Genomic DNA, 23520 nt, shown 5'->3' on the forward strand with positions numbered 1-23520 from the left:
GTTTATCCTTTCTCTTCATCCTGAATGGTGATTCTATATTGAACGCCTTTTTGTTCAGCTGATTCTACATTGATGTTATAGCGGTCTCCAAAGTAGAGCACAAAGCGTTCGTGGATATTAACAATCCCAATAGACTGTCGTTGCCCCTTATAATCTGCTGTGTGTTCAAAGGTTCTTTGAGCCAGTTTAGCTTGAATTTCTGCTAGTTTTTCAGCAGACATCCCACGACCATTATCGGTTACTAAGATTTCGACATAGCCATCTTTTTTCAAAGCCTTGATACTGATAACATTATCTGTTCTTCTGTGATCAACTCCATGGGCAAAATAATTTTCCACTAACGGTTGGAGGGTGAACTTTGGAATACGCATTTCTTCCAATTCAGGGTCAATCTTAAATCCGTAGGCAATGGATTTTGGATAGCGAACCATACAGAGATAACTGTACTTCCGACAAAACTCCACTTCTTGTTTGAGGGTCGTTTCTCGTTCGTCAGAGATATTATTGCGTAGGAGACTACTGAACTCATAGATGATATCTGCTAGTTCATTTTGATTTTCCATCACCGCGTACATCCGCAAAAATTCCAGAGTATTGTACATGAAATGCGGATTAATTTGAGCTTGTAAGGCTCGCATGTTGGCATCTTTTTGATTGAGTTCCAGTTGATAAATATCGTGAATATTACTTTCTAGTCGATCCAGCATATCATTTGTCGACTCAGCAATTAGTAGCAATTCCTGGTCCTTTTTATCTGTGTCGATTCTCTTGGTCTGCTCTCCCTTAGTAATAGCTTGGATAGAGTCCACCAAGTCCACAACCTGACTTTGATAGTCAGAAAAAGTCCTTCTTAAGGTCATATATAAAATGATGATAAAGAGGGTGCTCAAACCTAAAATAAGTGCTGAACTCGCTAAAGTCCCACTCCAAACATAATCCTTTGGTACAGCTACTCGAACTTGATAACCATGGGCAGTTGTTCCTACCAACCAAGACTCATTCGTTCCCTTCGCTCCAATATAGAACATATCTGTTTCATATGGTGCAATGACTGTTACTGCTACAGGAATTGTTCCCCTAGTGTTGTCAATCGCTTTATAGAGGACTTCTGGTTCTACGGAAATATAAATGACACCTAGAGCCTGGTCCGAGATGGGATCAGACACTGGAACAGCGAAACTATTAGCATCCGGTTTAAAGCTCTCAGCTGGAATTTTCTGTCCACCTCTGTTTCCTCTTTTGGAAACAAATACGTCTGTTGAATCCTGTAGAACAATCGAAATACCTGTCACAAAATCGTTTCGCACGTAAATATCATCGATATTTTCATAAATGGAAACGGAAATATAGGGTGACGCCTTGCGTTCTAACTGCCAGTAAAAATAATCCGGCGTACTGAGGCTAAAATACTTGTAAATTCCTTCAATCCGAGCTTGATTATCCACTAAACTCTGGGCTAGGCGGGTTGACTCTCGATAATAGTATTCAACCTCATCGACTGTTCGAGCGAGAACACGCTGACCAACACGATTGGCTTCCCTTTCACGCATATCCCAGTCTGCATAAGAAATCAAGAGAGCAAAGCAGGAAATGATGATAATCATCACCAGACTATAGATTCTTAGGAGTGAGTGGAGGCGGAATTGTTTGGTCTTATTTGGTTGCCAATTTTTCATGAATACTTTCATAAACAGGCTCCAATAAATCACTAATAAAGAAATGCCACATTCCAATACCTACAAAAGCGATGAGGGCTGGCATATAGAAACCAATAATGGCTAACAAGACGCTACCAAATAGAACCTTGGCCACTGCTGATAAACTCATAAAAATTCCGATAAAGGCAAGCTTTAAGGTGTTTTTATAGGACAATTCAAAGTAAACCTGTAACTTTAAAGATACCGTATAGGCCAAAAATACCAAGGCTACTAAAAAGATATTTAGAAATGTTGCTGCCAAGTGGATAATGGTCTGGTTTGGCAACTGAATCATCAGATACAAGCCATAAATCAAGATCAAGTCAATCCCTATAAAGGTGTAGAAACTGAGATTACTTTTGACAAAATTGCTCTTAAATAAAGCCCATGCTTCCTTGAAACGATAAGCACGGTAAGAATAGCCGTTTTCAGCAAATAAACTCATGAGAGTTGCACTAGCGGGTGCTATACCAAAGACCACTCCTCCTGCTAGTGTCAATAACCAAAAATAAGCCGTCGCAATCATCCCCAAAAAGAAACGATGAAAGACTAGCTCAATGAAATTTCCCACGGTTTTCCTCCAAAAATTTAATCTAGTTTTATTATAACATATTTCAAGCGCTCTCAAAAATAGGAGCACTAAAAATAAATACATTTATCGGTTTAATAAGGATCTTTGTACTATAATAAAGATAGATAGAGAAACCGATTAATAACCAAAGAACAAAGGCTTTACCAGGACAGATGGATATGTTTGAAAATTAGATAATTACTATTCAACTTAATTATTGGTTTGACAAAATAACGAAAGGGGGACGAGACATGACTATTTTTATTTTAAGAACTACCGTGTTTTGGATTGCTCTTATTTTGAGTCTTTTCTCTGATAAATTGTTCAAACAACAATATGTAAAAATCGTAAAAATAATTTGCGCTATAATCATGTTAGTCGTATCATTATCATATCTGTTCTAAGTTATTTTAGAAGCTTGATTAACAAAATAACGAAAGGAGTATGTACCATGACTACTCAAACTTTAAGCACTGCGTTGATGGGTGTTGCGCTTATATTGACTCTTTTCTCTGAAAAATTGTTCAACAACATGAAAAAATCGGAAAAATAATTTGCACTATAATCATATTAGTCGCTGTTTTGTTAAAGCTGCTCTAAGTTATTTTAAGAATACAGGAATTTGTTTGTCCTGTATTCTTTTTTCTCTATAAAACGTGTATTGATAAAATAAATAACAAAAACACCCCCAGTTAGGGAGTGTTTTCAAGGAAAATAGCAAGATTACCTAAATTTTATTATTTAGCGTCGTCTTTTTTAAAGATGTTTTTAACACCTTCAACAGCGCCTTCAATAGCGTCTTTTGCATCTTCAGCGACTTCTTTCACTTTAGAAGCAACTTTTTCAGTAGCTCCTTCGCTTTCAAGTTCTTTGTCGCCGATCAATTTGCCAACGCCTTCTTTAACAGATCCTGCTGCTTGGTTGAATTTTTCTTCTGTAGACATAAGTATGTCCTCCTTTTATTTTTTATAAATTAGTAATTAGTGAACACGTGGTTCTGCTTTGGTTGCAGCGTCTTTAACATTGTCAACGCCTTGGCCAACTTTTTCTTGAACGAATTCAGCGCCTTCGCCAAGTTTTTCTTGTGCTGCTGCGACACCTGAACCGATACCAGATTTCACTCTAGACAATTGTTCTGACGCAAACTCGCCTGTTGATTCTGCCACGTCAGTTACACGATCTTGAAGGCTAACTGAGTCTGCTTCATGTTGTTCTTTAGTTTTGATGTCAACAACATTAACGTTAACTTCAACTACTTCTAGATCAGTCATTTTCGCAACTTCTGATACGATAACATCTTTGATTTCCTTGTATAGAGTTGGAACATTTTTTCTGTACTCTACGATAACGTTCAAGTCAACTGCTACTTGTTCTTTACCAACTTCAACGTTAACACCGTGTGTTACATCGTTAGTGTTAACAATTTTTTCAGTAAGATTTGAGAAGAATCCACCGTCAACATGTAATAGCCCTGGGACTCTATCTAGTGAAAGACCGATGATTTTTTGAATAACTTTATCTTCGTAAGTTAATTCTCCGCGAACATCTTTAGAAACAACAACATCTTTTTTTTCAGTATTTACATTTACATTTTTTTCTACGTTTGACATATGAAACTCCTTTATTTATTTAAATAATTCTTCTGTACATAGTATCCCAACCAAATTCCTAGGGCTCCACAGATTAAAACGAACAATGTTTTAAAGAAACCGAAGGATAGGATGAAGCAGGCTAGAATAATACCTACTACACCACATAGAATTGGGTATTGATATTTTTTAAACCATTCCATTTTTTACTTCCTTACTTTACACGACTAACAATTTTCTTAGCTGCTTTTTGAGGGTCATATTCTTTCACTGAAACTTCCAGTTTAACCTCTCGATCAATACCAAAGAATTCTTTCAATCCTTGAGTGATTTCGTTTTGAACTACTTCAAATTTGTTAGCAATGTTATCTGAAAGAACAGCTGTACCTTCTACATAAACGAAACATTTCTTTTTCCGAGTATGTACCTGAATTTTGGGATTTTTGACCATCTTGTGTTCATCCAATAAACATCGAACAAACCCTTCAATAGCTGAATTTTTTAGTTTTAAATTATCATCTTTAGTTCCAAGTTTTATTTCCAGATATTGTCTAGGATAAAACAGGATTACTAACATCCATAATAAAACTAAGATAGACAGGCCTAGAAGCCCCCAAAACACATATCTAGCGAGATAATATTCAAATGATGTCTGTCGCCAGCTAGTCAATTGAATCCCTAAATCACTAACCTGGTGGTAATCTATCAAAATAGGAAGGAAAATTGTCAAGATTAAAATACAGAAAATAAACAATACTATTTTCTTTGATTTTGACATATAAAATCCTTTCAATTAGTGCAACAAACCATAACTTTACCCGTCATTATAAATTAAAAGCTATAGTCTGCTTTCAAGTAAAAAATTAACCTTTTTTACCCAAAAAGAACGATACCACAGAAACTACAATCACTGCACCAACAATAGATGGAATGATAGCCATACCAGCTAGTGAAGGTCCCCAAGTACCAAGGAGTGATTGACCTACTGATGAACCGATTAAACCGGCAAAAATATTAGCAATTACTCCCATTGAGCCACCTTTTTTAGTGATTGCCCCTGCTGCAAGGCCGATAAAGCCTCCTACAATAATGGACCATAACATAATATGCGCCTCCTTTCATAACCCCAATATATCTGGGTTGAATATAGTATATCAAAATATGAGAGCGTGCTCAAATTATATGCTCACGAATATATGCTTTAATAAAATGTCTATTTTTTAAAACAACACAAAAACGCTCTAGACAATATGACTAGAGCGTTTTCCCTATATCCGAACATCTAATTTATTTCTCAAAAAATGTAGTCATTCGGTTGATTTTTTTGCAATACATTGAAATTGGAAAAAGAAAAAACGCTTAAAATCAGCGTTTTCTTATGTATTGATTCGTATTGAATGCTTACTTCACTTCTATAAAAAGATTAAATAATTTCTATTTTAGCTGTTAGAAACGTTGGAACATCAATGTTTTTAGAATGCTACATAATAAAAGGTAGAGTGAATGGTAGAGTAGTAAAAATAGTTGTTATCCTAGTTGATTAAAAAAATCTCTGATTTCCTCATCTTTTATAAAATAATATATAATTTTCCCCTCTCTTCTAGTATCCAAGACGTTTTGATTGGCTAGTTTACGAAGATGGTGGGAGGCAGATGCCATGCTGAGATTTAGTAAACAGGCTATATCACAGACACAGAGTTCTTCAACAGCAAGGAGATAAAAGATGATATTTATCTGTTTATTATCGGTAAACTTTGATAAAATACGAAGTGATTTTTGGACTTTTTCCTTTTCAAGGTAGTTCGTTGCGGTTGTAACATTTTGTTGATTAATAACATCCACTTGGCAGATACTATCTTTTTTCATAATTTTTTCTCCTAGCCGAACACAGTCCTTAGCATGTCAAAGCTGTTGTTTTCAATCAGGATATACATCCCCAATCCTAAATAAACAACGGCAATAAACCATCTGCTATATTTCTCCAAAGTTTCTCCAACAGAAGGGACTTGTGCCAATTTTTGGGCAGAAAAAACCAAGAGATAAATCATGACTAGAAAGGTAAGTAAAGCCACTATCAAATTCGTTAAATTTAAGGTAATAAAATATGGGACAAAAACACCAATATTGTCAGCACCACAACTTGCAAAAGTAATCATAGCGACTAGAAAAATCAGGTTTTTATTATCTTTGCGCAAACCATCTTTTGCAATAGCTTCTCCATCAGAATCTCCTAAAAGCAAAACTTTGAGCCCTAGGAAAATTGGAATCAAACCGAGCAAACCTAAAATCTCTTTACTAGGAATATAATTTAAGACAAATGCAAAAAGTAAACTTAGCAATATTAGACTAACAGAGCCTAGAAATTGTCCTAAATAGATGTTAATGATGTCTTTTCTGCTTTTTCTTTTGGCAAAAAATAACATTAGGATAATAAGTAAGTCTACGGCTGTCCCAGAATACAGGATTATTGAAGTAACAACATTTTGAACCATAAAACACCTCATTCAAATATACTTTTGAATGTATTTTAACATTAAACTTTGTAGATGTCAACTTCAGCTCCATCAAAATATAGATAAGAAGGTAGTGTAGCAAACATTAAAAAGCCCTGCCATCGAAATGATAGCAGGGCTTAACTTCAATATCCAGATGATATATTTATCTAAAAAAGGTAGAGAAAAAGGTAGAGTTTGGACTGAAATATAGTGAAATGTATTGAAATTGAAAAAAGAAAAAACGCTTGAAATCAGCGTTTTTCTTATGTATTAATTCGTATTGAATGCTTACTTCACTTCTGTAAGGGTTAAATAATCAATCTGTAATCCTTGTCAAATCAAGGAGTACAGGCTTTTGAAGTAAAAAGGTAGTGATAAAGGTAGTGATTGTATTAATCCGTGAGTTCTTGTAATTTATCCAGAAAAATATCAACTGCTTCGAATTTTTTCTTTGGTGCTAGTTCAGCATATGTATCCATAGTTGTGGTAATAGACTTATGTCCCATCCTATGTTGTAGCTCTTTCCAGTTAGTTCCGGCATTGAGCATCATAGAGGCATGTGTATGTCGGAATAGGTGAAACCCATAATTTGGTAGTCCTAATTCGATAAGTCGTTTTTTTAGAGTTGCACGCTCATTTCTATCACACATATAATTTCCATAAATCGTTGGAAATATCAATTTGGATCTTGGTAAATGATGTTCTTCAAAGTAGAGACTCATTTCTTGATGAAATTCTCTTAGTCCTTCTAAAGTTGATATTGGAACAGCAACTCTACGATTACCGGCATCAGTTTTAGGAGAATTTTTACAAATGATCCCTCCTTTTTGGTTCAATTTTTTATTAGCACTTTTCCACATTAAAGTTTTATTGACAATGATTTCATTAGTTTCAAAATCAAGATCAGTAATTTCTAAAGCTAATAGTTCATTGATTCGTAGTGCTGAAGCCAGTAATGTATTACAAATGATTTTAAAACGACGATTTGCTCTCGTGTTTGGTAGTGTGTCAAGGTAAGCTAGCCAAAGTTTTAAATCCTCATCATGAAGGACCATGATGCGTTCTTTAATGGCTTTGGGTTTTGGTGGTATCTTGATTGTCTTTGCAGGATTGTTTTTCAAACCGCAATTTGTTATTCCAAAATCAAAAATATCACTCATTTTATGTGCCATTGCACCAAAATCTTTTGCACTGCCTTTCGGGGCACGTTTTTCCCCAGATTCAATTGCTTGTTTGGCTTTTTTTGCTAATTGATTTAGCCATAATTGGATATCTGATGCTTCAATCTGCTCTGGTCTATAATCGCCAAATTGTGGAATGATGTATGTATCTAAGTACCCTCGAACACGGTTTAATGTATTTTGCGAAGATACCCAAGTTTTAAAATGGCTGAACCAAAATTCAGCTAAACTTTCAAAATTACCGATTTGGATAGTTTCTTTAGTAGTTGACCCAGATTTTTCAAATTGAATTTTGGATTCAATAATTTTTCTATCTAGAGCTTTTAATGTTTTAGCAGTGATTGTTCTTGTAATTCGCTTACCAGTCTTAATGTCTGTTCCGATATAAACACCTTTGATTGAATAGCTTATTTCACCGTTCTGCTTGGTAATTTTTATAACTTTTTTATTGTTGTGTTGAATGGTTTCTTTATTCATAACGCCTCTTGATTCGGATATTTAAAAGGCTAAAATAAGACCCTCACCTTCTTTTAAGATGATATTATTTTAGCATATTCGTGAGTTGTTTGTTGCAATCCTGCTTTACTATTAAGTTGATAGAAATTTAATGATGTCATGCCGTTTATAGTAGACTGTTCTCGTTCCTTCAATAGGTGGCTCCAGACGAGCTAGTCCTTTTCTTTCCCAACTCTTCAGTGTGTTAGGTGATATATTCAATTCTTTTAGAACTTCTTTTTGAGTTATAATTTCCAAGTGATTGGAGTTGCTTTTTTTGTCGAGAAGGTTCACCAATACTTGAAGAAGATTTTCAATTTTATCTAGTTTTACTTGTTGTAGTGTATCCATATAATTATCCTTTCTAATGTCCAATAACATAGGTAAATTGTTTGGCAGTTTCCGCATCAAATGTGCGGTAACTAATAATCCCCAATCCTTTCACATTACATTCAGAGACGAGAATTGAACCGTCTGATTTGACTTGCTCCACAAATGAAATATGTCCGTATATTGGATCAGCTCCAGCTTGTCCAGGGCTAAATGATAGAGCAGAGTGTTCTGTTGGTGTATGGGTTGTTGTGAAACCTGGCTTATTCATCCATTGTCCACCATTTCCCATAAATGGATCAAAGTTGACTCCGACTTGTTTTCCACGGTTGAAGACATACCAGGTACATTGTCCCCAAGGATAAGTACTAGTGATATATCCTGTGGTATCAATAGCTGTTGTCAAACTATAACCTACAGGTATATCGTTTGAAGTTACTCCTCCGCCATCTCTAGTTTTTCCTGTCGTTTGTTCAGGTGCTTTTGGTGTTCCTCCATGTTCATCGATGAAGGTATCTAGTTTTTGCATGGTTTCTGCACGTCTTTTTCCTGATCCGGTGGTATCTGTGAAATAGACCCCACCATCAGTTGCTGGATTGAGTGTTCCATTCGCAAACTTTTTAGCCTTGTCATCTTGAATTTTGAAGGTTTGGTTTTTATTTCCAATGATGGTTTGTTGGGTTAGTCCGACAACAGCAATCTCATCATTAAAGTTATTGGCATATTCTGGATTGGAGTCATAAGCTCCAAAACCAAACATATTGGCTCCAGGATTAGTGGCTACTCCAGCAGTTCCAAGGGAACTTTCATTCAGTGCGATCGCAACGATTCCACGGACATCAAGATTAGATTTAGCTTCCCATTCGAGGAGCTTTTTCCCATTAATTCGGTTTTTATCATAGGAGATTCCTAACGTATCTAAAAAGCCGTCTAATTGCTCTGCTGTGATACCGAAGCGATGAACAAGTAAGTTATGAGTATAAGGATCTCCATCTGACCAGTGATCCGCATAAGTCACTCCATTTTGGGATTGGGGTGAGCCATTCGTTCCACCACCTCCGACAGCCCCCATAAGGATAATGATAATGAGGACCGGTAGAAAGAGAGGAATGAGACCAGCTAATAGAAACCATTTTAGTTTTTTCATCGAATCTCCTTTCTAGTTAATGTCTTATATAAGCAGTGAACAAAACCGTCCCAAAACGCCATTTTGCATCTAAAACGACTGAATAGGACTTTGTTTGTAGGATGATTTGGTCTCTTTCTTGTTCTGAGACTGGAAACAAAAGAAGGAAATCGACTGAGCGTTTTCCTTCTTGGTAGGCTTGATAAAGAGTTTCTTCAAGAACTCTTGTAAAAGAAGTTCTTGAGCGTATTTTGGTATTCATATCATTCTCCTCTAAGTTGTTTTAAGCGTTCTGTTAATCGGTCTCTTCGTTCAATATTGGCTCTCAATTTATCGTCTCGTGTCATGGTTTTCCTATAAGCACGAGTGAAGGCATTCGATCCTTGGGCTTTGTACATTGCTTGAGGATCTTTATATTCCTCTAATTTATGCTCAATGCTATTAATGCGGAGTTGTTTAAATGGAGAAATCCATTCTTCTTTAAGAGTTTGAAATTCTTCGTTTGAACTTGGTGTTGGCTCTACCGTGATTGGGGATTCCATTGAAGGAGTTGATGTTTTTTCTTCAACTGATTTAATCCCTTCTAACATTGGCTTTGTTTTCGAAATGCTTGGTTCTGGAGCATCTGGTCTTATTGGAGTCTCAAGTGTTTCTGCTGGGAGCACCTCATCAGATTGGTGCTCTGATTCCTTATTAGTAAAGAAAGAACCAACATTTTGGAAGTGACTCTTGGCATTCATCATCATCCCAGCCCCAAAACCAGCACCTGCTAAGGCAAAGTTTCCAAGGTGTTGAGCAGATGAAAGGCTTCTCGACGGTACTTGTGAAGCCACCTCTCTGGTCTTTGTGACCCCTTTTTCAACTTTATTTCCAATATCATTCGCAACCATACGTGCTTTAGATCCTAAAATGAATTGGATCAACTCAGCTTTATATTTCCATAGAAGGAAGTATACAAGTCCTTTTGATACAACTGAAATAAGTAGTTTAAAGACAAGGCCGAAGATAATCAAAGATGGAAGTGTTTTAAGGATGCCATCAAAACCTGTAATGACAATGTTTTCGATCATTTTTTCAATGTAGAAGACTAAAAGAGTTAATAGACTTGTGATGGCTGGGAAAAGCAAGCCACCAAACATGACTTTCAAGACTCCAAAAATCAAATCTTGCATTCTTGGTACAAAGGACATTAGTAGCACAATTGGAAAAAGCAGGATCATCATCAGGACGAGTGTCTGAGCAATAACGTTTAACATTTGGATCAAAATAACCGGTATCGCTAAGACGAAGGCTTCACAGATTTTGAAGATGACATAAAACATGCGAGTAAAGATGAAATCTGGCATAGCTGAAACCCACCGGTTCTTTTCACCATCATCATTGGCTCCATTTCCTAGTTCATCTAGATATTTATTGCGATCTTTAGACTTAACCGCTTTAAAGTTTCCATTTTTATCGCCCGTTCCTAGTACCTTACTATCGTCAAAAGTCTCTTGTTTCCCATCTTGGCTATTCTTATATTTCCCATTCTCTTGCCCTGTATTGACAAAGACATAAGCTTTATAAGAGGTTTCTGCAATATAGCTATCTGCCATGGAATCGCCAATTTTAATGGATTTATTATTTCCATACTCCACCTTGATATTCGTGATATGTTTACTGACATCTTGAGAGACATGGTTGATAGTATCAAGTAGATACAGACCACCTGATGTTCCAGAGATTGTTCCAAAATAACCAAAACCGAGGATAAGAACTAAAAAGACATGAAGGAGAGTTCTTGAAAAAGCTCCTTTCGAAAAGAAAAATTGATAAAAGAGATAGAACGCTAGAATCAGAAGCAACATTGAAACGAGTGATTGTTTTGCGACTCCGCCAGAACTTGAACCGATGAATCCTTTCCAGATATTCATCGCTCCATTAAATACATAGTTCTTGTAGTTGGAGTAGAGATCAATCTTTTCAAGAATTCGAATCAGCAAAGAAAAGAAGCCCACCACTGCGTTTAGAATGAAAAAGAAGAAGTTGACGAAAAGCTCATTAATCAGAACCCAAGCCCCGTTAAAAGAAGCGAACCCAGTAGGCTCCATATAGGACTTGAGAGAGAAGATATCGACTCCTCTTAGTTTGTCAAAAGCTTCTTGCATGGATCCACCTCCTAACTAGCGTATTTATTTTCAAGGCTTGATGATACCGTAGCTTTCATTGGTTTTAGAAGCATATCAATATCTTCAAAGATGTTGTGTACGGAAATCATATTGAGATTGCCATAGACGTCATAGTACAGGCATTGGCCAGAAATCATATTGTCAATCCATTCGAGATTGCTTTCAGTGACTTCGAGATTGACGTGTTTTAGGATATCTTCTCGTTCTGACTTTTCATAAAAAGCAAAGATGGTTCCGAATCCAGTAGTATCATCGTCATTTTCTGCATCATGTACAGATTGCGTAATCAGTGCCAAGGTATTATTTTTGGAGCGCCCAATCCGACGCATATTTTTGATAACGGCTTTTCCTTCTGCAGACTTCATAAGAATCCATGCTTCGTCAAAGAACTCAATGGTATCTTCATTTTCATTTCGTTCTCCAAAGTGGGTACAGAAGGCACCCAGCGCAAACATGAGGGCAATAGAGTTGCGTTCATGATCTGAAATTTTTGTGGAATCATCCTTTGGTAGTTTGAGGTTATTGACCTCTAGGATGGTCACTCGTGATTCATAGTTAAGGCCTTGAGTGGTCCCATCTGAAAAGGCTAGTTCCAAGATAGAGTTTGTGACAATTGAAGTCAGATAACGACCAACCGAAGCAATTTCTGAGGAAGTAGAGTCTCTAAGCACTTTTAGGACATGTTTAAAGCCGACTCTCTCACCAGCGACCCGTTTTTCTACAATCGCATTAATAGCTTCTGTGATAGCTGTTTTCTGATCCATCGTAACATCATCTACGGCTTGTAGTAAAAACTCAAGCATGTTTTTTGCGACCTCTACAGCTTGTTCTTTATCTAGAACGACAATAGGATCTAAGACTCCATGGTTTGATGGTAGTGAGCTATCCAGTGTCACAAAGTTAAAGTTCTCAATCTGTTTCTTGCGTTCAGGATAGAGACGTGCGAATTCAGGCGAGTTAATCACTTCTTGGTAGTGATTTCTAAGTTCACGTTTAGGGTCGATATAAAGGGTTTTAACATTTTGTAAAGCCACACTTAAAAAGATGATCTGGGCGAGAAAGGATTTTCCTTGTCCTGTTGCACCCGTAATGATGATATGCGGGTTCTTGGTAATCTTTCCAGCGATATCTTCCTTATTTCCCACTGTCGCATTGTAGAGGACAATATTCTTTGAGGAATCAATAGCTTTCTCAATATTGTCCCAACGCCCTGTCCAGTTATCTACTCGGCCGATATACCAACCGATACGGTTTCCAGAAGAGGTATTGGTGAAGGGCATGAGCTCTGAAAATCCACGAGCTGTGACCATATGTGTCCAGGTGCGAGTTTTCTTTTGGAGGTTTTCTCCATAGAGCAGGGCTTGAAAGAGATAAGGTCCGTCTTGAGAGGCCTCACTGATTTCAACGCCCATATCATCAAAGTAGTTCAAAACCACTTGCCGTCTTTGACGGAGTTGGTTCACACTAGAAGCAGAGACAATCAGATAGGCTCCATATTCGATGATATCTTCCTTGTTTCCGACTTTCTTCATTAAGTCCTTTAGGGAGATAGAGCCCATGATGATCTCGTCTTGTTGAACAGTATCAGTATTTTCTGCCTCTTCCATGATGTTTCTGTAACGTGTATTCGATCGTCCCATTCGACCTTTGATCTTACCGGTATCAATGAATTCTGCCTTGATTCGTAGTTCAACGGGGAAGTTCAAACGTTGGATAAATTCGCCAAGATGAAAACCGTTGAATTGAACAGGAAATTTACCTACAGGAAGAATCGTCACAAAAGATGAACCATAGGGGCTTTCTAACTTGAGAAAGCCACCTTTTAAGACTTTGATCAAGGTGTCTGTGATATTGAATTGAGCACGATTGGCGAGCACCTCCTTCTTGTAGTGAGGAATATAGCGGAGGTATTGCATCCGCTGGTAATAAAAGAGTTCTTCATTGGATAAACGCTTTGCCCGAAGAACTGAGAAGGCTTGGAAAATGGTGAATTCATCACTTTTATAGTCTTCATACCAGGTGGGACATAATTCATATTCATAGCCAAGACCCTTTGCGATCTTTTCAGTGAACTCATTAAAGCTCTCATAGGCCAAGTCTTTTACTGTAGCTCCATGATTTTGTTTGCGTAAAGTCACTCCTACGACCCAGTCAAACTGATAAGGGATTTCCATTTCATCTGTTAGGCGATCCACTGTGTAGAGAAGAAGTTCTTCTCCTAGTTCACGACTGTCATCTGCTAGAGCATCTGAAAAGTCTCTCATTTTCTCTTCTAAGAGATAGTCTTTAGGGATCAGAGATATTTCAAAGAACTTGTTTTTCTGGAGCTTCTTCATCATTTGAGCAACCGTAATTTTATGTTTGCCCTTTTTTTCATCATCCGTAATGGTGATGGGAGTGTTTGGAATACGATAATAAGCAACGACTGTTTGATCTTTTTTGAGAGCTAGATTTTCATGTGTTTCCCTTATAGGATAAGTTAAAGTAATACTCATAGGCCCTCCTTTTCTATAGATTTGTTTTTTCAAAGACAATTTCTTCTACAGGCTCTATTCGATCTTCATGGTAGATAGCTTTTTTATTGATCTTAAAGTCCCAAAAGTAAATCAGGTAATCTCCAATAAAGACGTGCATCTTTTTACCGTGAGGCTCGTATTCAGTATAGAACTTGGCCAATTTGTAAGGGAGATACCAATAGAGCAAGAGAGAAATTGAGTGAGTGATTTTTGCGAGTGGCACAAAGATAAACCCTCCAAAGAGTAACATGGCCACAAAGACGATGATAAAAACAATGAAAAAGGACAACTGCATGGGTGTCGCAAAGTACCATAGTCGAGTGCCCTTTTTTGTCTTGATTTCTTGGATCCAATAAGGAGCATTTAGGCCCTTACTGTAATCATAAAGTCTTTCTTCATTCATACTTAGAGTCCTGATTCAATACCGAAGAGTCGCAGGAACCAGCCGACTGCTTTTAGGATATCTTGTCCTTTCGCAATTGAAACAATAACGGCATAGAAACCAACGACAGAGAAGAGTTGAAGCCAAGAGCTGTTCCGCCAAGCCTTGATCGCTAAGAGCACAGCAATAGCTGTCAGGATCCAAATTCCATCACCCTGAAGGAAGGTTCGTAGATTGTTTGTATTCATAGAGTTCTCCTATTCTTTATCATTTGCATAATTCAGTGGAATGGTGTGTTCTAGTTTTGAGACATAGTAGGTCTTTTCTTTTTCTGAGAGAGTAAAGGTGAAGTTTTCCGAGTGAGTGGTACCTCCAACTTCAAAGGTAGCTTGGACATAAGCGATTAAATCATCACCGTCCTGTTTGAGATAAGTGTAGTCGATCGTTTTGAAAGTGCTATTTGCGATGATATCCACATCCTTAGCAATCAGATTAAGATTATCTTGGCTTGTGGTGTAGTTGGTAAAGAAGACCTTGAGGAATTTCTCTACTTTCTTTCGCTCGCTGTCTGAAAAATGATCATTGGCAGTGAGTTGGAGCTTATCGTCTTCGCTAAAGTGTCCAGCTTGTGAGGATTCAATGGCAGAAAACCAAGGAAGGCCAGAAACATAATATTTCCCATCTTTTTCATCAAAAGGAATATTGAAACCTGTCACAATTTCTTTTTCTTCTGTGTTGTTATCCCGATGGATGCTTTCCTTGTATTTAACCTTATAGGTCGCAACTTTCCCTTCTACAGTCACTAACTGAGAATAGAGAAGTGTGCTAGGATTTCGAACTTGCCCTTGAGATTTTACATCAGGAATGAAATTGTAAAATTTATTTAAGTAGTCAACTTGAGCTTTTTGTTTATCGCCTTCTTGTGGAAGAGTGAAATAAGCATATACGTAATCATTCAAGTAATACTGGAGTTTGTAGTCATATTTTCTACTCGACTCCATAGGCTTTGTCTGTTGCTTTTGAGTGGCCTCAACTTGAGCTTGTAGTGTACCTACCTTATTTGAGAGTGTGATAGCACGGATAGATCCCAAGAAACCAACAAAAAGGAGGAAAGAAATTCCTCCTATGACGGCGATATTGACGGTCTTTTTATTGGTGACTTTTAGCTTTGGTGGGCCTCCTTTTTTCTCTACCTTTTTGAAGTGTGAGAGATATTCTTTTGCTTGAAGCAAGTAGCGTTTAGCTTTATCCATAAATCCTCCTTTAGAGACCAGCAAGCTCAATGAGCTTTGATCCTTTTGCATAGAGGCGCTTATTGGCTTTTTCGATCTCGCCGTTAATGTAATAGTAGCCTCGTAGCTCAGTTTGGAGTTGTTCGATCAATTGAGGTTTTAGGTCTTTGGCTTCTTCTTTTTTTAGGAGACTATTTAATTCTCCAGCCTTGGTCCAAGCCTCTCTATGATCTTTCTTTTTCAGTAATTCTCCCAGTTCATTCGTGACTTGAGAAACTTTCTTTTCAAAAATAGTTTTAGTGGCCATTTCAATTTCCTTTCTAAATGTTTCTTGATTGTCTTTGATGGTCTTTTGGATATAAGTAATGAGTGAGGGACGCATTTTTTTATTTACGCTCAACACTTGACCATCTAGCATGAAACAGGCATGTTCATAGTTATAGAACCCTCTACTATCTGGAAGATCTTCTGTACATCTGCCTGCACATTCATAGTAGAAGTCCTTGCCTTTTCGTAAGAGAATGTACAAATGCCAGAATTCTTGTTCTGGAAGAAGCAGAAAGTCTGCTTGATAAATCTTCTTTAGCATCTCAAGAAGCCTCAAGCAGATCATCGTAGCCTAGAGCTTGGTAGATAAAATCTGAATCAAACCAGAGCCAGTCATTGATTTGTCCTTCTGTTGGCGTATCACCAGAGAAGATATCTTCACATATAACAGTTAAAGTATCTATTCCACCACGTTCACGGACAGTGTTCAAGGTGGTTAGTCCACCAGACCAAGCTTTAAAGTTGTCTAGTGAATTGATTTGAACTTTGTATTCCATATAGTTTTTCCTTTCTAGTGTTCATAGTGTTTATTGGCTTTGAGAAGTCGTAACATGGCTTTTCCTCGATCAGTGATCTCTCCGCTATTCTGAATCATCTTCATGTATTCTGTTTGCAGGATTTTATCTGCTTCAGTGACTAGTGCAAGGGAGTTAGCAACTTGATAGGTCAGCCAGCGAATGGTTCGCTCAATACTGTATGGTTGTGGGTTGGTTGAGAGTTTTAAGGGTTCGACACCCCCAAAGAGCCGTTGCCATTTTTCGTCGGGTTTATAGGCTCCAAAACGAGTAACTCCATCATAGACTTGGATTTCTTTATTGATGATGCCTCTTGCGATTTCTCCGAGATCTACACCATTGATGTATTCCTCCACAATGCCTTGAGCTTTCTGATCTGAAAAGCGGAGTTCATAGCGATTCCAGATGCCAAAAATCTCCAAGGATTCGTCCAAGGAGATGTTTTCCATTCGAGCAATTTCATAGCGCTTTTCATAAAAGTTGAAGTAGAGTTGACTTTGACGGCTCCCAAAATAAATGGACAAGCCGTGATTAGCTTCCATGTCTTCATTATCTGTAAATGATCCACCACCAGTGATATTCCATTTCTTGATCGTATCTAGAACAATTTCTTTGGAATAGAGTTTATCAATCAATTTGGGAATTTGAATTTGTTCGTCCTCGTGACCATAACCCTTATAGAGTTCATCTAAAGCGATATCGAGACGCTTTACCCGAACATCTTCATAGGAATAAAGAATATTTTGAAGAAAGATCTGCCAAGTGATCCCCTTGTCTTCTAGAAGCAATTCCAGCTCACGACATCCTTGACCGGATAGTTGAAGACAAGTTTGGTAGTCATTAGTCACAGACTTATCAAAGAAATCAAAAATCCAGATATTTCCTCGTTGCCACAAGTGGGTATAGTTCATGAGACGGGTTTCTTGGTCTGTAAATTCACTTAGGTGGCAGTGAAGAAAGTTTTCACAGAAAGCATCTAAATCTTTTAATCGAGGAAAGGTCAATCGTAGATAGTCGATTTGAGCCCGAAGTCTGTTTTTATCGCAGTCTTGATAGTAACCGAGTCTTTCTTTTAGTTCCCTAAACTTATCAATCGTTAGCCCTCTTTCGCCTGTTTCATAAGAGCGGTAGGTTCGTGTAGGAAGATCAACAGCTTGTGCAAATTCTTTTTGATTCAGTCCTGTTTGTTTTCTGAAATTCTTAATATGAAAAGGACTAATTTTGTCCATTCATCGCAACACCTCTTTCTAGCAAAGTGACACACTTTTTTGACGAAAGTGACACACTTCATAAAAATTGAAAACCCAACTCCCATAAGGAATGAGGAGGGGTGGACTTGGCGTTTTTGCCAAATGTAACCCCCCTATTAGAAAACGGGGGTTGAAGTTTCATCATGGCCTAGAAACTTCGGGCTACGGTCTGCGCCTGACCTGCGGTCAGGCTTGCCCTTGCCCTTGTCCTAGCCCATGATGAACAATCGTCGCTTCAACTGCTTTTGGATAAGACCTGCGTCCTCCCTCTTCAAATTGAGCGAGGATTTCAAGAAGAAGTTTTTCTTGAAAAGGATCCACTAGAATAGCGGATACAGTCCGTTCAAAGATGATCCCTTGTTCTGTTAAGAGATAGATAATCTTGCGTAAGGTTGGCATTTTAAGATTTTGTTCGTCCGCAAATTCCTTGAGTGGTCGTTTGTTTGGTTCGTTTTCTATAGACTCCTCTTCCTCTATAGGATCAATGGTTTCAACCGGTGGTTTATATTCTTCAAATACTGAGAATTCTTCTCCTTCAAACTCCATGATCGGAATGTTAGAGTAGGCATCATAGAAGGAAAAGCCTTGATCAAGCGGTACATAAGGAGAGAAAAACTCACCAGCCAGTTCTCCGTTGTTTGCGATATAACCCCGTCCTTTGACCTTGATTCCATTGATTTCATCCAACTTTTTAAACTCTTTGGTCTTATTAGCATCTCCAAACATCATGTCATATCCTGTTGATTCTAAATGACCGACGGAAAGACGCTTCATAAAGTTATCTCGAAGAGCAGTTTTAATAAATTCACCATCGGGCCGTTGCATAGCAAAGATGATAAAGACTCCAGCTTGACGGCCTTCTAGAACTAACTGGGAGAGGTATTCCATTAGTTCTGACTGTTGGCTATAGTCACGATCGATCTTTGCCATAAGCGCTGCCCACTCGTCTACTAGAATGAATTTTGGTTTCATGTCATAATGAGTAAAGTTCTTTCCAGCTTGGAATTTTGGCGAAGTAGACATCCGTTCATAGCGTTTTTCCATGAACTCTACACTCTCTTTAAAACAGTTAATGATATCTTCCTTACTAGTATATACCCGACCATGAAAGACTGGAATTTTCTTTAATCCAGCCAGGTCAGAATTCTTTGGATCACAGATATCGACAAAGCCGACTTTAGCTAGTGCATAGATTATGGTCATCAGAACAACGGTTTTTCCTCCACCAGTTCCACCACCGATGAGAAGATGAGGTTCTTCAATATAATCCCAAGATACATCTTTCATGAGCTGGAGTTTTGATCCCTTGACTTTTACTTCATCGATGGTGATTCGACTATCAATCCGATTAATAGCAATTTCATATTTGATAAAGCGGTTATCAAAGGTTTTATTTCGAAAATCTCCATTAAACATGACTTCAAGCGTAGCTCCAAGGTTGAGGAAGCGATCTTGAAATTTATTACCTTCTAGAATGAAACTCACTTCAATCTTGTAGCGAGACTGTTTGATATACACTTGAGGTAAGGTGATTTTTTCAATGATCTTGTTTTCACGTCTGACCTTTTTAACTAGATAGAGGTTATTCTCTAGCAAAAAGCGAGAAAGAATTCGAAGGCTATTGAGCTTTTGAAAAAAGAGCATCTTCCTGTAGCAAACCCGATTGATAAACCAAGAGAAGATTAAAGAAAAGAGAAGCCCAGCTCCTAGAAAATATCCTTGAGGTAAGGGATGGACTTTTAATTCTTCTAAATGTAAGTAGCTGTAGTAACTAATAGCCAACAAAAAAGGAAACCACCAGACAAACCATGTGATTCCCTTTAGTTTACGATGAAAAATTCGAACTCTTTTTCCTCGATAGGTAAAGAGTTTCATAGTGCATCACCTCCTAGTTTTCCTTCTTATTTTCTACTGGTTTGTTTTCTTTAGTCGGTGCGCCTCCAGTTTTTTTCTTGATTTTAGAAGCAAAGAGCTTATAGATATCATTACGATTGACATGGGTATGAGTAATAACAATATCTTCTAATTCAACCTCTTCTCGGTATTTAATACCCAGGTCCTCGATCTCAGACTCTGACATATCTGCGATAGTGAAAAAGAGGGTTTCGTGCTGGACAGAAGAATGAATCCCTACAACAATTCCACGGATCTCACCTGTATTGACTTGTACAAATGATCCATCAGGATTTCGTTGTGAGCGATCCACTTCAAAGATGATATCAGGGCCCTCAATGCCTCGGAAAGTCAGTTTCCCAAGGACAGCTGGGACATCTAACCCGTCTGTAATAACACGATAAGTCTTGTCAGCAATTTGTAGTTTTTCTCCGTAGTTTAATCCAATTTTAGCCATGTAATTTTCTCCTTTTATTTCTTATTTTTTGATTACCAATTTTTCAGCAAAGACATTGAGATAAGGTGCAACAGTATTGCCATTAAGAGCAGTGTCCGGGAAAAAGATTGGGTTAACCGCTTCTACTAGAGCATCTTCTGGGAAGACCGTTGTAGAGGCTGGTGTAATGACATGAAAGGCACCGTGCTCTGCGCTGTTTAGAATGTGACGTTGGTATTTGCCTTCTTTTCCAAAAATAAATTTAGGAGCATTTCCTAAACGTTCATAGTAAGCAGGGCCAATAAATTCTGGTTTCATTTTAAGTGTTTCTGAGATCATAAGATTTTCCTTTCTGAGTGTAAAATAAAAAGAGTTAAGCTAGTTGCTTTACTCTTGAGTAATAGTGGGTAAATAGTTTTCGTTTAAACATTCGACTATAGAATTGAATATCCCCATGAGCATAGCCATTTCTACGAGCATCATCTGCGAGATTGTCTAAATCAATTTGAGCTTGAGCATAGAGTTTAGCCTGTAGTTTATCAGATTCGCTAAACATGCCATAGGTAAATTCATAGTTATCATAGAGTCGTTTACATTGTAGTGCGAAAAAAGTTTGTCATATCATTCTCCTTTATTGTAATAAGTAAAAAAAGCTACTAAGTGAAAAAAGGAAAGAACTTAGTAGCTTGAGAGTAGGTCTATCTAATTAGATAGACAGCAGTAAAGAAAAGTTATTTGGTTGAAGGATCCCTCCTTCACGGTGGCAACGTTTAGCAAGGTGCTTTGCGTCAATTACCATCGCTTTCCCAGCCAATCTCTTCAGGTAGTCATGATCATACCCAAGGGATTCTCTTACGCCCTTTGGCGAAGCTAGTTCACTTTACTATTCGGAAAAGTGCGAAAGTCCGAAATGCGTGGAAGCCCACAAGAATGGAATCTTGTTTTCTATCTTCACTTCAACCATAAAACGGACTTGACTTTTCTTATCAAAACATTTACAATAAAGGTACGAAGTTTATGTGTTGTTCTGATGATCAGTCCTCTGGTTGTCAGACGCACTTTTTATTTAATTGTCAATGATCATAATGCCGATAGTTAGGCGTTATTATTTTTAAAACCAATATAACTTCCGGCTATATTTTATATTATATAACCATTGGTTATATTTGTCAAGAGATTATTTGAAATTAATACAAAAAAATTTTAGAGGTTTAAAATGGAATTTTCGGAACGATTAAAAAACCTTAGAAAACAAGCACATCTTACACAAGTCGATGTAGCTGAAAAACTAGGAATTTCGCAACCAGCTTATGCTTCATGGGAACGTGGAGCTAAAAAACCAACACAAGATAATTTAGTCAAGATTGCACAAGTTTTAAATGTATCAATTGATTATTTAGTTGGTAATTCGGATGAACATCTAAAAGAAGACGAGTTAGATAATGTAGAACTTCTTTTCCGTATGAATTCAAATGGTCTAACCGAAGAAGAAAAGGCTATTTTCAAGAAAGAGTTGATCGAGTTTATGGAAAAGAGAAAAAAAGCATTTGAAAAAAATAAGTAAACAAAAAATTAGCTTTTTTGTTCGATAACTTCATTGATTAAAAGGAGTGTTTTATAAATGGATGTAAAAAAAGAATTTTTGAAAATAATGTCAGAACAAAAAGAAATTGCCTTAGCGACATCTGTAAACAATATTCCAAATGTAAGAATAGTAAATTTTGTTTTTGATTCAACCAATAATATACTCTACTTCTCATCTTTCAAAGGTAATGATAAGATTAAGGAAATGGAATCAAACTCTCATATTGCATTTACTACAATTCCACACTCTGGAAATGAACACGTAAAAGCTAAGGGCTTAGTTCAAAAAAGTACCAAAACTATTTTTGAAGTAGCGGACCAGTTTATTGCTAAAGTACCAGGTTACAAAAATACTATTGAATTTGCAGGGGAATCTTTAGTTTTATTTGAAATACGATTTGATACTGCGATCGTTACCAAAGATCTAGAAACAATACAAACTATAGAACTTTAAATTAAAGTTCCAAAAATGGGGATTAAAGTATGGAGAGTTTTGAAATTGAAATACCAAAAATGGAGCATTTTGAAGTTGATGTCAGAAAAAAGGAATTATACAACTATGATTTCCAATCATATTCATTAACTCCACTGCAAAAAGAAGCCTCTTTAGTAGTTGCTAATAAGATTAGAAATAATTTATTTGCTCATATTCCCGAAGCTAAATTATTAAAAAAGCTTGTTGAAAAGAATGATAATGACAATGTAGAATACGTTGCAAAATTATCTGAAGTTGCAAAAGAAAAGTTAAAATCGGGAGAATGGAGTTATGGTATACGAAAAAAGACAGGCGAGACCTATGCAGTATTAAAAGATACTGAATCTGGAAAAATTAAAAGTAGTGTAACCTTAGAGAAAAGGACTGTCAAAGAGTTAGGGAATCTACCTGAGCTTTCTGCAATACAAGGGCAACTAGCATCTATTTCAGAACAAATTGAAAGCTTAAATGAACTAGTTATCCGCGTGGAACAAGGGCAATACAATGATAGATTTTCAGGCTTTTTCAGTGCTCGCCAACTAATTGTAGAGGCCTTAGCAACCAGAAATGAGCAATTAAAAAAAGAATTACTACTTTCAGCGATTAAAGAAAATAATAATACCATTGCAAAACTAATGATGTCAATTTACACAGATGGTTTAGACTTTATCAACATTAAAACCAATTCAAAAGATGCAAAAAGAATAAATACTCTGCTTCAACAATCAATTAGTTACCTGTCATCTGCAATGCAATTAAATGTTGTTGCGTATACAGTATTAGAGGAACATGAGTCTGTTATAGCTGTATTAAGCAATTACAAAGCTTTTACTGAGCAAACTTTACTTGAGCCTAAATATGATGGAAAAAGTTTAGCTTGGAAAATTGATAATTTTACAAAAGGAAATAGCAGCTCTTTTATAAATTTGACACAGAGTATTTCAGAAAATATCAATGCATTGGTTAACCATTCAGAAACATTATTAGTAGAGGAAGATACGAATGAAAGAAGAGAAAATTAAAACATGTAAATACTTTAGATGTAATAAAGAAGTATACTCTCCAAAAGCAAAATTCTGTGGAGAGCACGAAAGATTTTATAGAGAACACAGGAATAAAATTGGAGGGGCGTTGCTGACTTTTGGAGGAATAGCACTTTCAGCTTTGGTAAAAAAAAGAAATAATTAGACTATGTTTATATATTTAACGTAATATAAAAAAAGTGGACACACATCCACTTTTTTTATATAATAAACTC

The 23520-nt window shown here is 36.9% G+C and carries 29 protein-coding genes and 1 pseudogene; 5 read left to right on the top strand and 25 right to left on the bottom strand.

What is annotated here, in order from left to right; translation table 11 throughout:
• Nucleotides 1–2: 2 nt before the first annotated feature.
• From KBU52_RS06695 to KBU52_RS06735, 9 genes are all read right to left on the bottom strand, one after another.
• Nucleotides 3–1676 (bottom strand): sensor histidine kinase, encoded by a 1674-nt coding sequence (locus KBU52_RS06695; protein WP_254724860.1) that lies wholly within the window; start codon nucleotides 1674–1676, stop codon nucleotides 3–5.
• Nucleotides 1654–2268 (bottom strand): YesL family protein, encoded by a 615-nt coding sequence (locus KBU52_RS06700; RefSeq protein ID WP_036756622.1) that lies wholly within the window; start codon nucleotides 2266–2268, stop codon nucleotides 1654–1656. The genes KBU52_RS06695 and KBU52_RS06700 overlap by 23 nt, the downstream gene beginning before the upstream one ends.
• A gap of 737 nt (nucleotides 2269–3005) precedes the next feature.
• Nucleotides 3006–3212 carry a CsbD family protein gene (locus KBU52_RS06705; protein ID WP_254724861.1) on the bottom strand — a complete coding sequence of 69 codons (207 nt, stop codon included), beginning with the start codon at nucleotides 3210–3212 and terminating at the stop codon, nucleotides 3006–3008.
• Between the two features lie 36 nt (nucleotides 3213–3248).
• A complete protein-coding gene (locus tag KBU52_RS06710; RefSeq protein WP_254724862.1) occupies nucleotides 3249–3878 on the bottom strand; it encodes an Asp23/Gls24 family envelope stress response protein in 630 nt (209 codons plus the stop codon).
• 11 nt (nucleotides 3879–3889) lie between these two features.
• Entirely contained in the window at nucleotides 3890–4060 is a 171-nt protein-coding gene (locus tag KBU52_RS06715; RefSeq protein ID WP_004250679.1) for a DUF2273 domain-containing protein, read from the bottom strand.
• Nucleotides 4061–4071: 11 nt separating this feature from the next.
• Nucleotides 4072–4635 (bottom strand): alkaline shock response membrane anchor protein AmaP, encoded by a 564-nt coding sequence (gene amaP / locus KBU52_RS06720; RefSeq protein WP_006149343.1) that lies wholly within the window; start codon nucleotides 4633–4635, stop codon nucleotides 4072–4074.
• An 85-nt stretch (nucleotides 4636–4720) separates the two neighbouring features.
• Nucleotides 4721–4960: a GlsB/YeaQ/YmgE family stress response membrane protein gene (locus KBU52_RS06725; protein WP_006149342.1), complete on the bottom strand. Its 240-nt coding sequence runs from the start codon at nucleotides 4958–4960 to the stop codon at nucleotides 4721–4723.
• Nucleotides 4961–5384: 424 nt separating this feature from the next.
• Nucleotides 5385–5723 (bottom strand): Cd(II)/Zn(II)-sensing metalloregulatory transcriptional regulator CadX, encoded by a 339-nt coding sequence (gene cadX / locus KBU52_RS06730; protein ID WP_225749960.1) that lies wholly within the window; start codon nucleotides 5721–5723, stop codon nucleotides 5385–5387.
• An 11-nt stretch (nucleotides 5724–5734) separates the two neighbouring features.
• Entirely contained in the window at nucleotides 5735–6349 is a 615-nt protein-coding gene (locus tag KBU52_RS06735; RefSeq protein WP_301797083.1) for a CadD family cadmium resistance transporter, read from the bottom strand.
• A gap of 28 nt (nucleotides 6350–6377) precedes the next feature.
• On the opposite strand from KBU52_RS06735, the pseudogene KBU52_RS06740 reads away from it, so the two are divergent.
• A pseudogene (locus tag KBU52_RS06740) lies at nucleotides 6378–6563 on the top strand (FanG protein).
• Nucleotides 6564–6744: 181 nt separating this feature from the next.
• Here KBU52_RS06740 and KBU52_RS06745 read toward each other — a convergent pair.
• The 16 genes from KBU52_RS06745 to KBU52_RS06820 form a co-directional block, all read right to left on the bottom strand.
• Entirely contained in the window at nucleotides 6745–8010 is a 1266-nt protein-coding gene (locus tag KBU52_RS06745) for a site-specific integrase (RefSeq protein WP_254724747.1), read from the bottom strand.
• A 111-nt stretch (nucleotides 8011–8121) separates the two neighbouring features.
• Nucleotides 8122–8379 (bottom strand): MerR family transcriptional regulator, encoded by a 258-nt coding sequence (locus KBU52_RS06750; protein WP_006149329.1) that lies wholly within the window; start codon nucleotides 8377–8379, stop codon nucleotides 8122–8124.
• A gap of 13 nt (nucleotides 8380–8392) precedes the next feature.
• On the bottom strand, nucleotides 8393–9505 hold the full coding sequence (locus KBU52_RS06755; protein WP_254724746.1) for a CHAP domain-containing protein: 1113 nt from the start codon (nucleotides 9503–9505) through the stop codon (nucleotides 8393–8395).
• A 16-nt stretch (nucleotides 9506–9521) separates the two neighbouring features.
• Nucleotides 9522–9746 (bottom strand): hypothetical protein, encoded by a 225-nt coding sequence (locus tag KBU52_RS06760; RefSeq protein ID WP_254724745.1) that lies wholly within the window; start codon nucleotides 9744–9746, stop codon nucleotides 9522–9524.
• A gap of 1 nt (nucleotide 9747) precedes the next feature.
• Nucleotides 9748–11631, bottom strand: a complete 1884-nt coding sequence (locus tag KBU52_RS06765; protein WP_254724744.1) for a conjugal transfer protein — start codon at nucleotides 11629–11631, stop codon at nucleotides 9748–9750.
• 11 nt (nucleotides 11632–11642) lie between these two features.
• Nucleotides 11643–14147: an ATP-binding protein gene (locus tag KBU52_RS06770; RefSeq protein ID WP_254724743.1), complete on the bottom strand. Its 2505-nt coding sequence runs from the start codon at nucleotides 14145–14147 to the stop codon at nucleotides 11643–11645.
• Nucleotides 14148–14160: 13 nt separating this feature from the next.
• Complete coding sequence (locus tag KBU52_RS06775) at nucleotides 14161–14571, bottom strand: conjugal transfer protein (RefSeq protein WP_049503699.1); 411 nt, start codon at nucleotides 14569–14571, stop codon at nucleotides 14161–14163.
• A gap of 2 nt (nucleotides 14572–14573) precedes the next feature.
• The gene (locus KBU52_RS06780) at nucleotides 14574–14798 is read right to left on the bottom strand and encodes a TcpD family membrane protein (RefSeq protein ID WP_001095596.1); all 225 of its coding nucleotides are present in this window, start codon (nucleotides 14796–14798) and stop codon (nucleotides 14574–14576) included.
• A gap of 9 nt (nucleotides 14799–14807) precedes the next feature.
• Nucleotides 14808–15803: a conjugal transfer protein gene (locus KBU52_RS06785; protein ID WP_254724742.1), complete on the bottom strand. Its 996-nt coding sequence runs from the start codon at nucleotides 15801–15803 to the stop codon at nucleotides 14808–14810.
• 10 nt (nucleotides 15804–15813) lie between these two features.
• Nucleotides 15814–16371, bottom strand: coding sequence for a conjugal transfer protein (locus tag KBU52_RS06790; RefSeq protein ID WP_254724741.1), 558 nt, complete (start codon nucleotides 16369–16371; stop codon nucleotides 15814–15816).
• Between the two features lies 1 nt (nucleotide 16372).
• On the bottom strand, nucleotides 16373–16606 hold the full coding sequence (locus KBU52_RS06795; protein ID WP_254724740.1) for a hypothetical protein: 234 nt from the start codon (nucleotides 16604–16606) through the stop codon (nucleotides 16373–16375).
• Nucleotides 16607–16620: 14 nt separating this feature from the next.
• Nucleotides 16621–17853 (bottom strand): replication initiation factor domain-containing protein, encoded by a 1233-nt coding sequence (locus KBU52_RS06800; RefSeq protein WP_254724739.1) that lies wholly within the window; start codon nucleotides 17851–17853, stop codon nucleotides 16621–16623.
• A 207-nt stretch (nucleotides 17854–18060) separates the two neighbouring features.
• On the bottom strand, nucleotides 18061–19749 hold the full coding sequence (locus KBU52_RS06805) for an FtsK/SpoIIIE domain-containing protein (RefSeq protein ID WP_254724738.1): 1689 nt from the start codon (nucleotides 19747–19749) through the stop codon (nucleotides 18061–18063).
• Nucleotides 19750–19762: 13 nt separating this feature from the next.
• A complete protein-coding gene (locus KBU52_RS06810; RefSeq protein ID WP_014713934.1) occupies nucleotides 19763–20224 on the bottom strand; it encodes a hypothetical protein in 462 nt (153 codons plus the stop codon).
• Between the two features lie 21 nt (nucleotides 20225–20245).
• Entirely contained in the window at nucleotides 20246–20542 is a 297-nt protein-coding gene (locus KBU52_RS06815) for a cytoplasmic protein (protein WP_138261591.1), read from the bottom strand.
• Nucleotides 20543–20576: 34 nt separating this feature from the next.
• Complete coding sequence (locus KBU52_RS06820) at nucleotides 20577–20759, bottom strand: hypothetical protein (RefSeq protein WP_195968996.1); 183 nt, start codon at nucleotides 20757–20759, stop codon at nucleotides 20577–20579.
• 660 nt (nucleotides 20760–21419) lie between these two features.
• On the opposite strand from KBU52_RS06820, the gene KBU52_RS06825 reads away from it, so the two are divergent.
• From KBU52_RS06825 to KBU52_RS06840, 4 genes are read left to right on the top strand one after another with little or no spacing between them, the layout of a single operon-like run.
• On the top strand, nucleotides 21420–21767 hold the full coding sequence (locus tag KBU52_RS06825) for a helix-turn-helix domain-containing protein (RefSeq protein WP_049502657.1): 348 nt from the start codon (nucleotides 21420–21422) through the stop codon (nucleotides 21765–21767).
• A 57-nt stretch (nucleotides 21768–21824) separates the two neighbouring features.
• Complete coding sequence (locus tag KBU52_RS06830; protein ID WP_049502658.1) at nucleotides 21825–22241, top strand: pyridoxamine 5'-phosphate oxidase family protein; 417 nt, start codon at nucleotides 21825–21827, stop codon at nucleotides 22239–22241.
• Nucleotides 22242–22270: 29 nt separating this feature from the next.
• A complete protein-coding gene (locus KBU52_RS06835; protein ID WP_006595228.1) occupies nucleotides 22271–23284 on the top strand; it encodes a hypothetical protein in 1014 nt (337 codons plus the stop codon).
• Nucleotides 23265–23450 (top strand): hypothetical protein, encoded by a 186-nt coding sequence (locus KBU52_RS06840; RefSeq protein ID WP_006595229.1) that lies wholly within the window; start codon nucleotides 23265–23267, stop codon nucleotides 23448–23450. Before KBU52_RS06835 ends, KBU52_RS06840 begins: the two co-directional genes overlap by 20 nt.
• Nucleotides 23451–23520: the final 70 nt, after the last annotated feature.

This window comes from Streptococcus sp. 9.1(2021) (assembly GCF_030466425.1).
In the GTDB taxonomy this organism is placed as follows: Bacteria; Bacillota; Bacilli; order Lactobacillales; family Streptococcaceae; genus Streptococcus; species Streptococcus wuxiensis.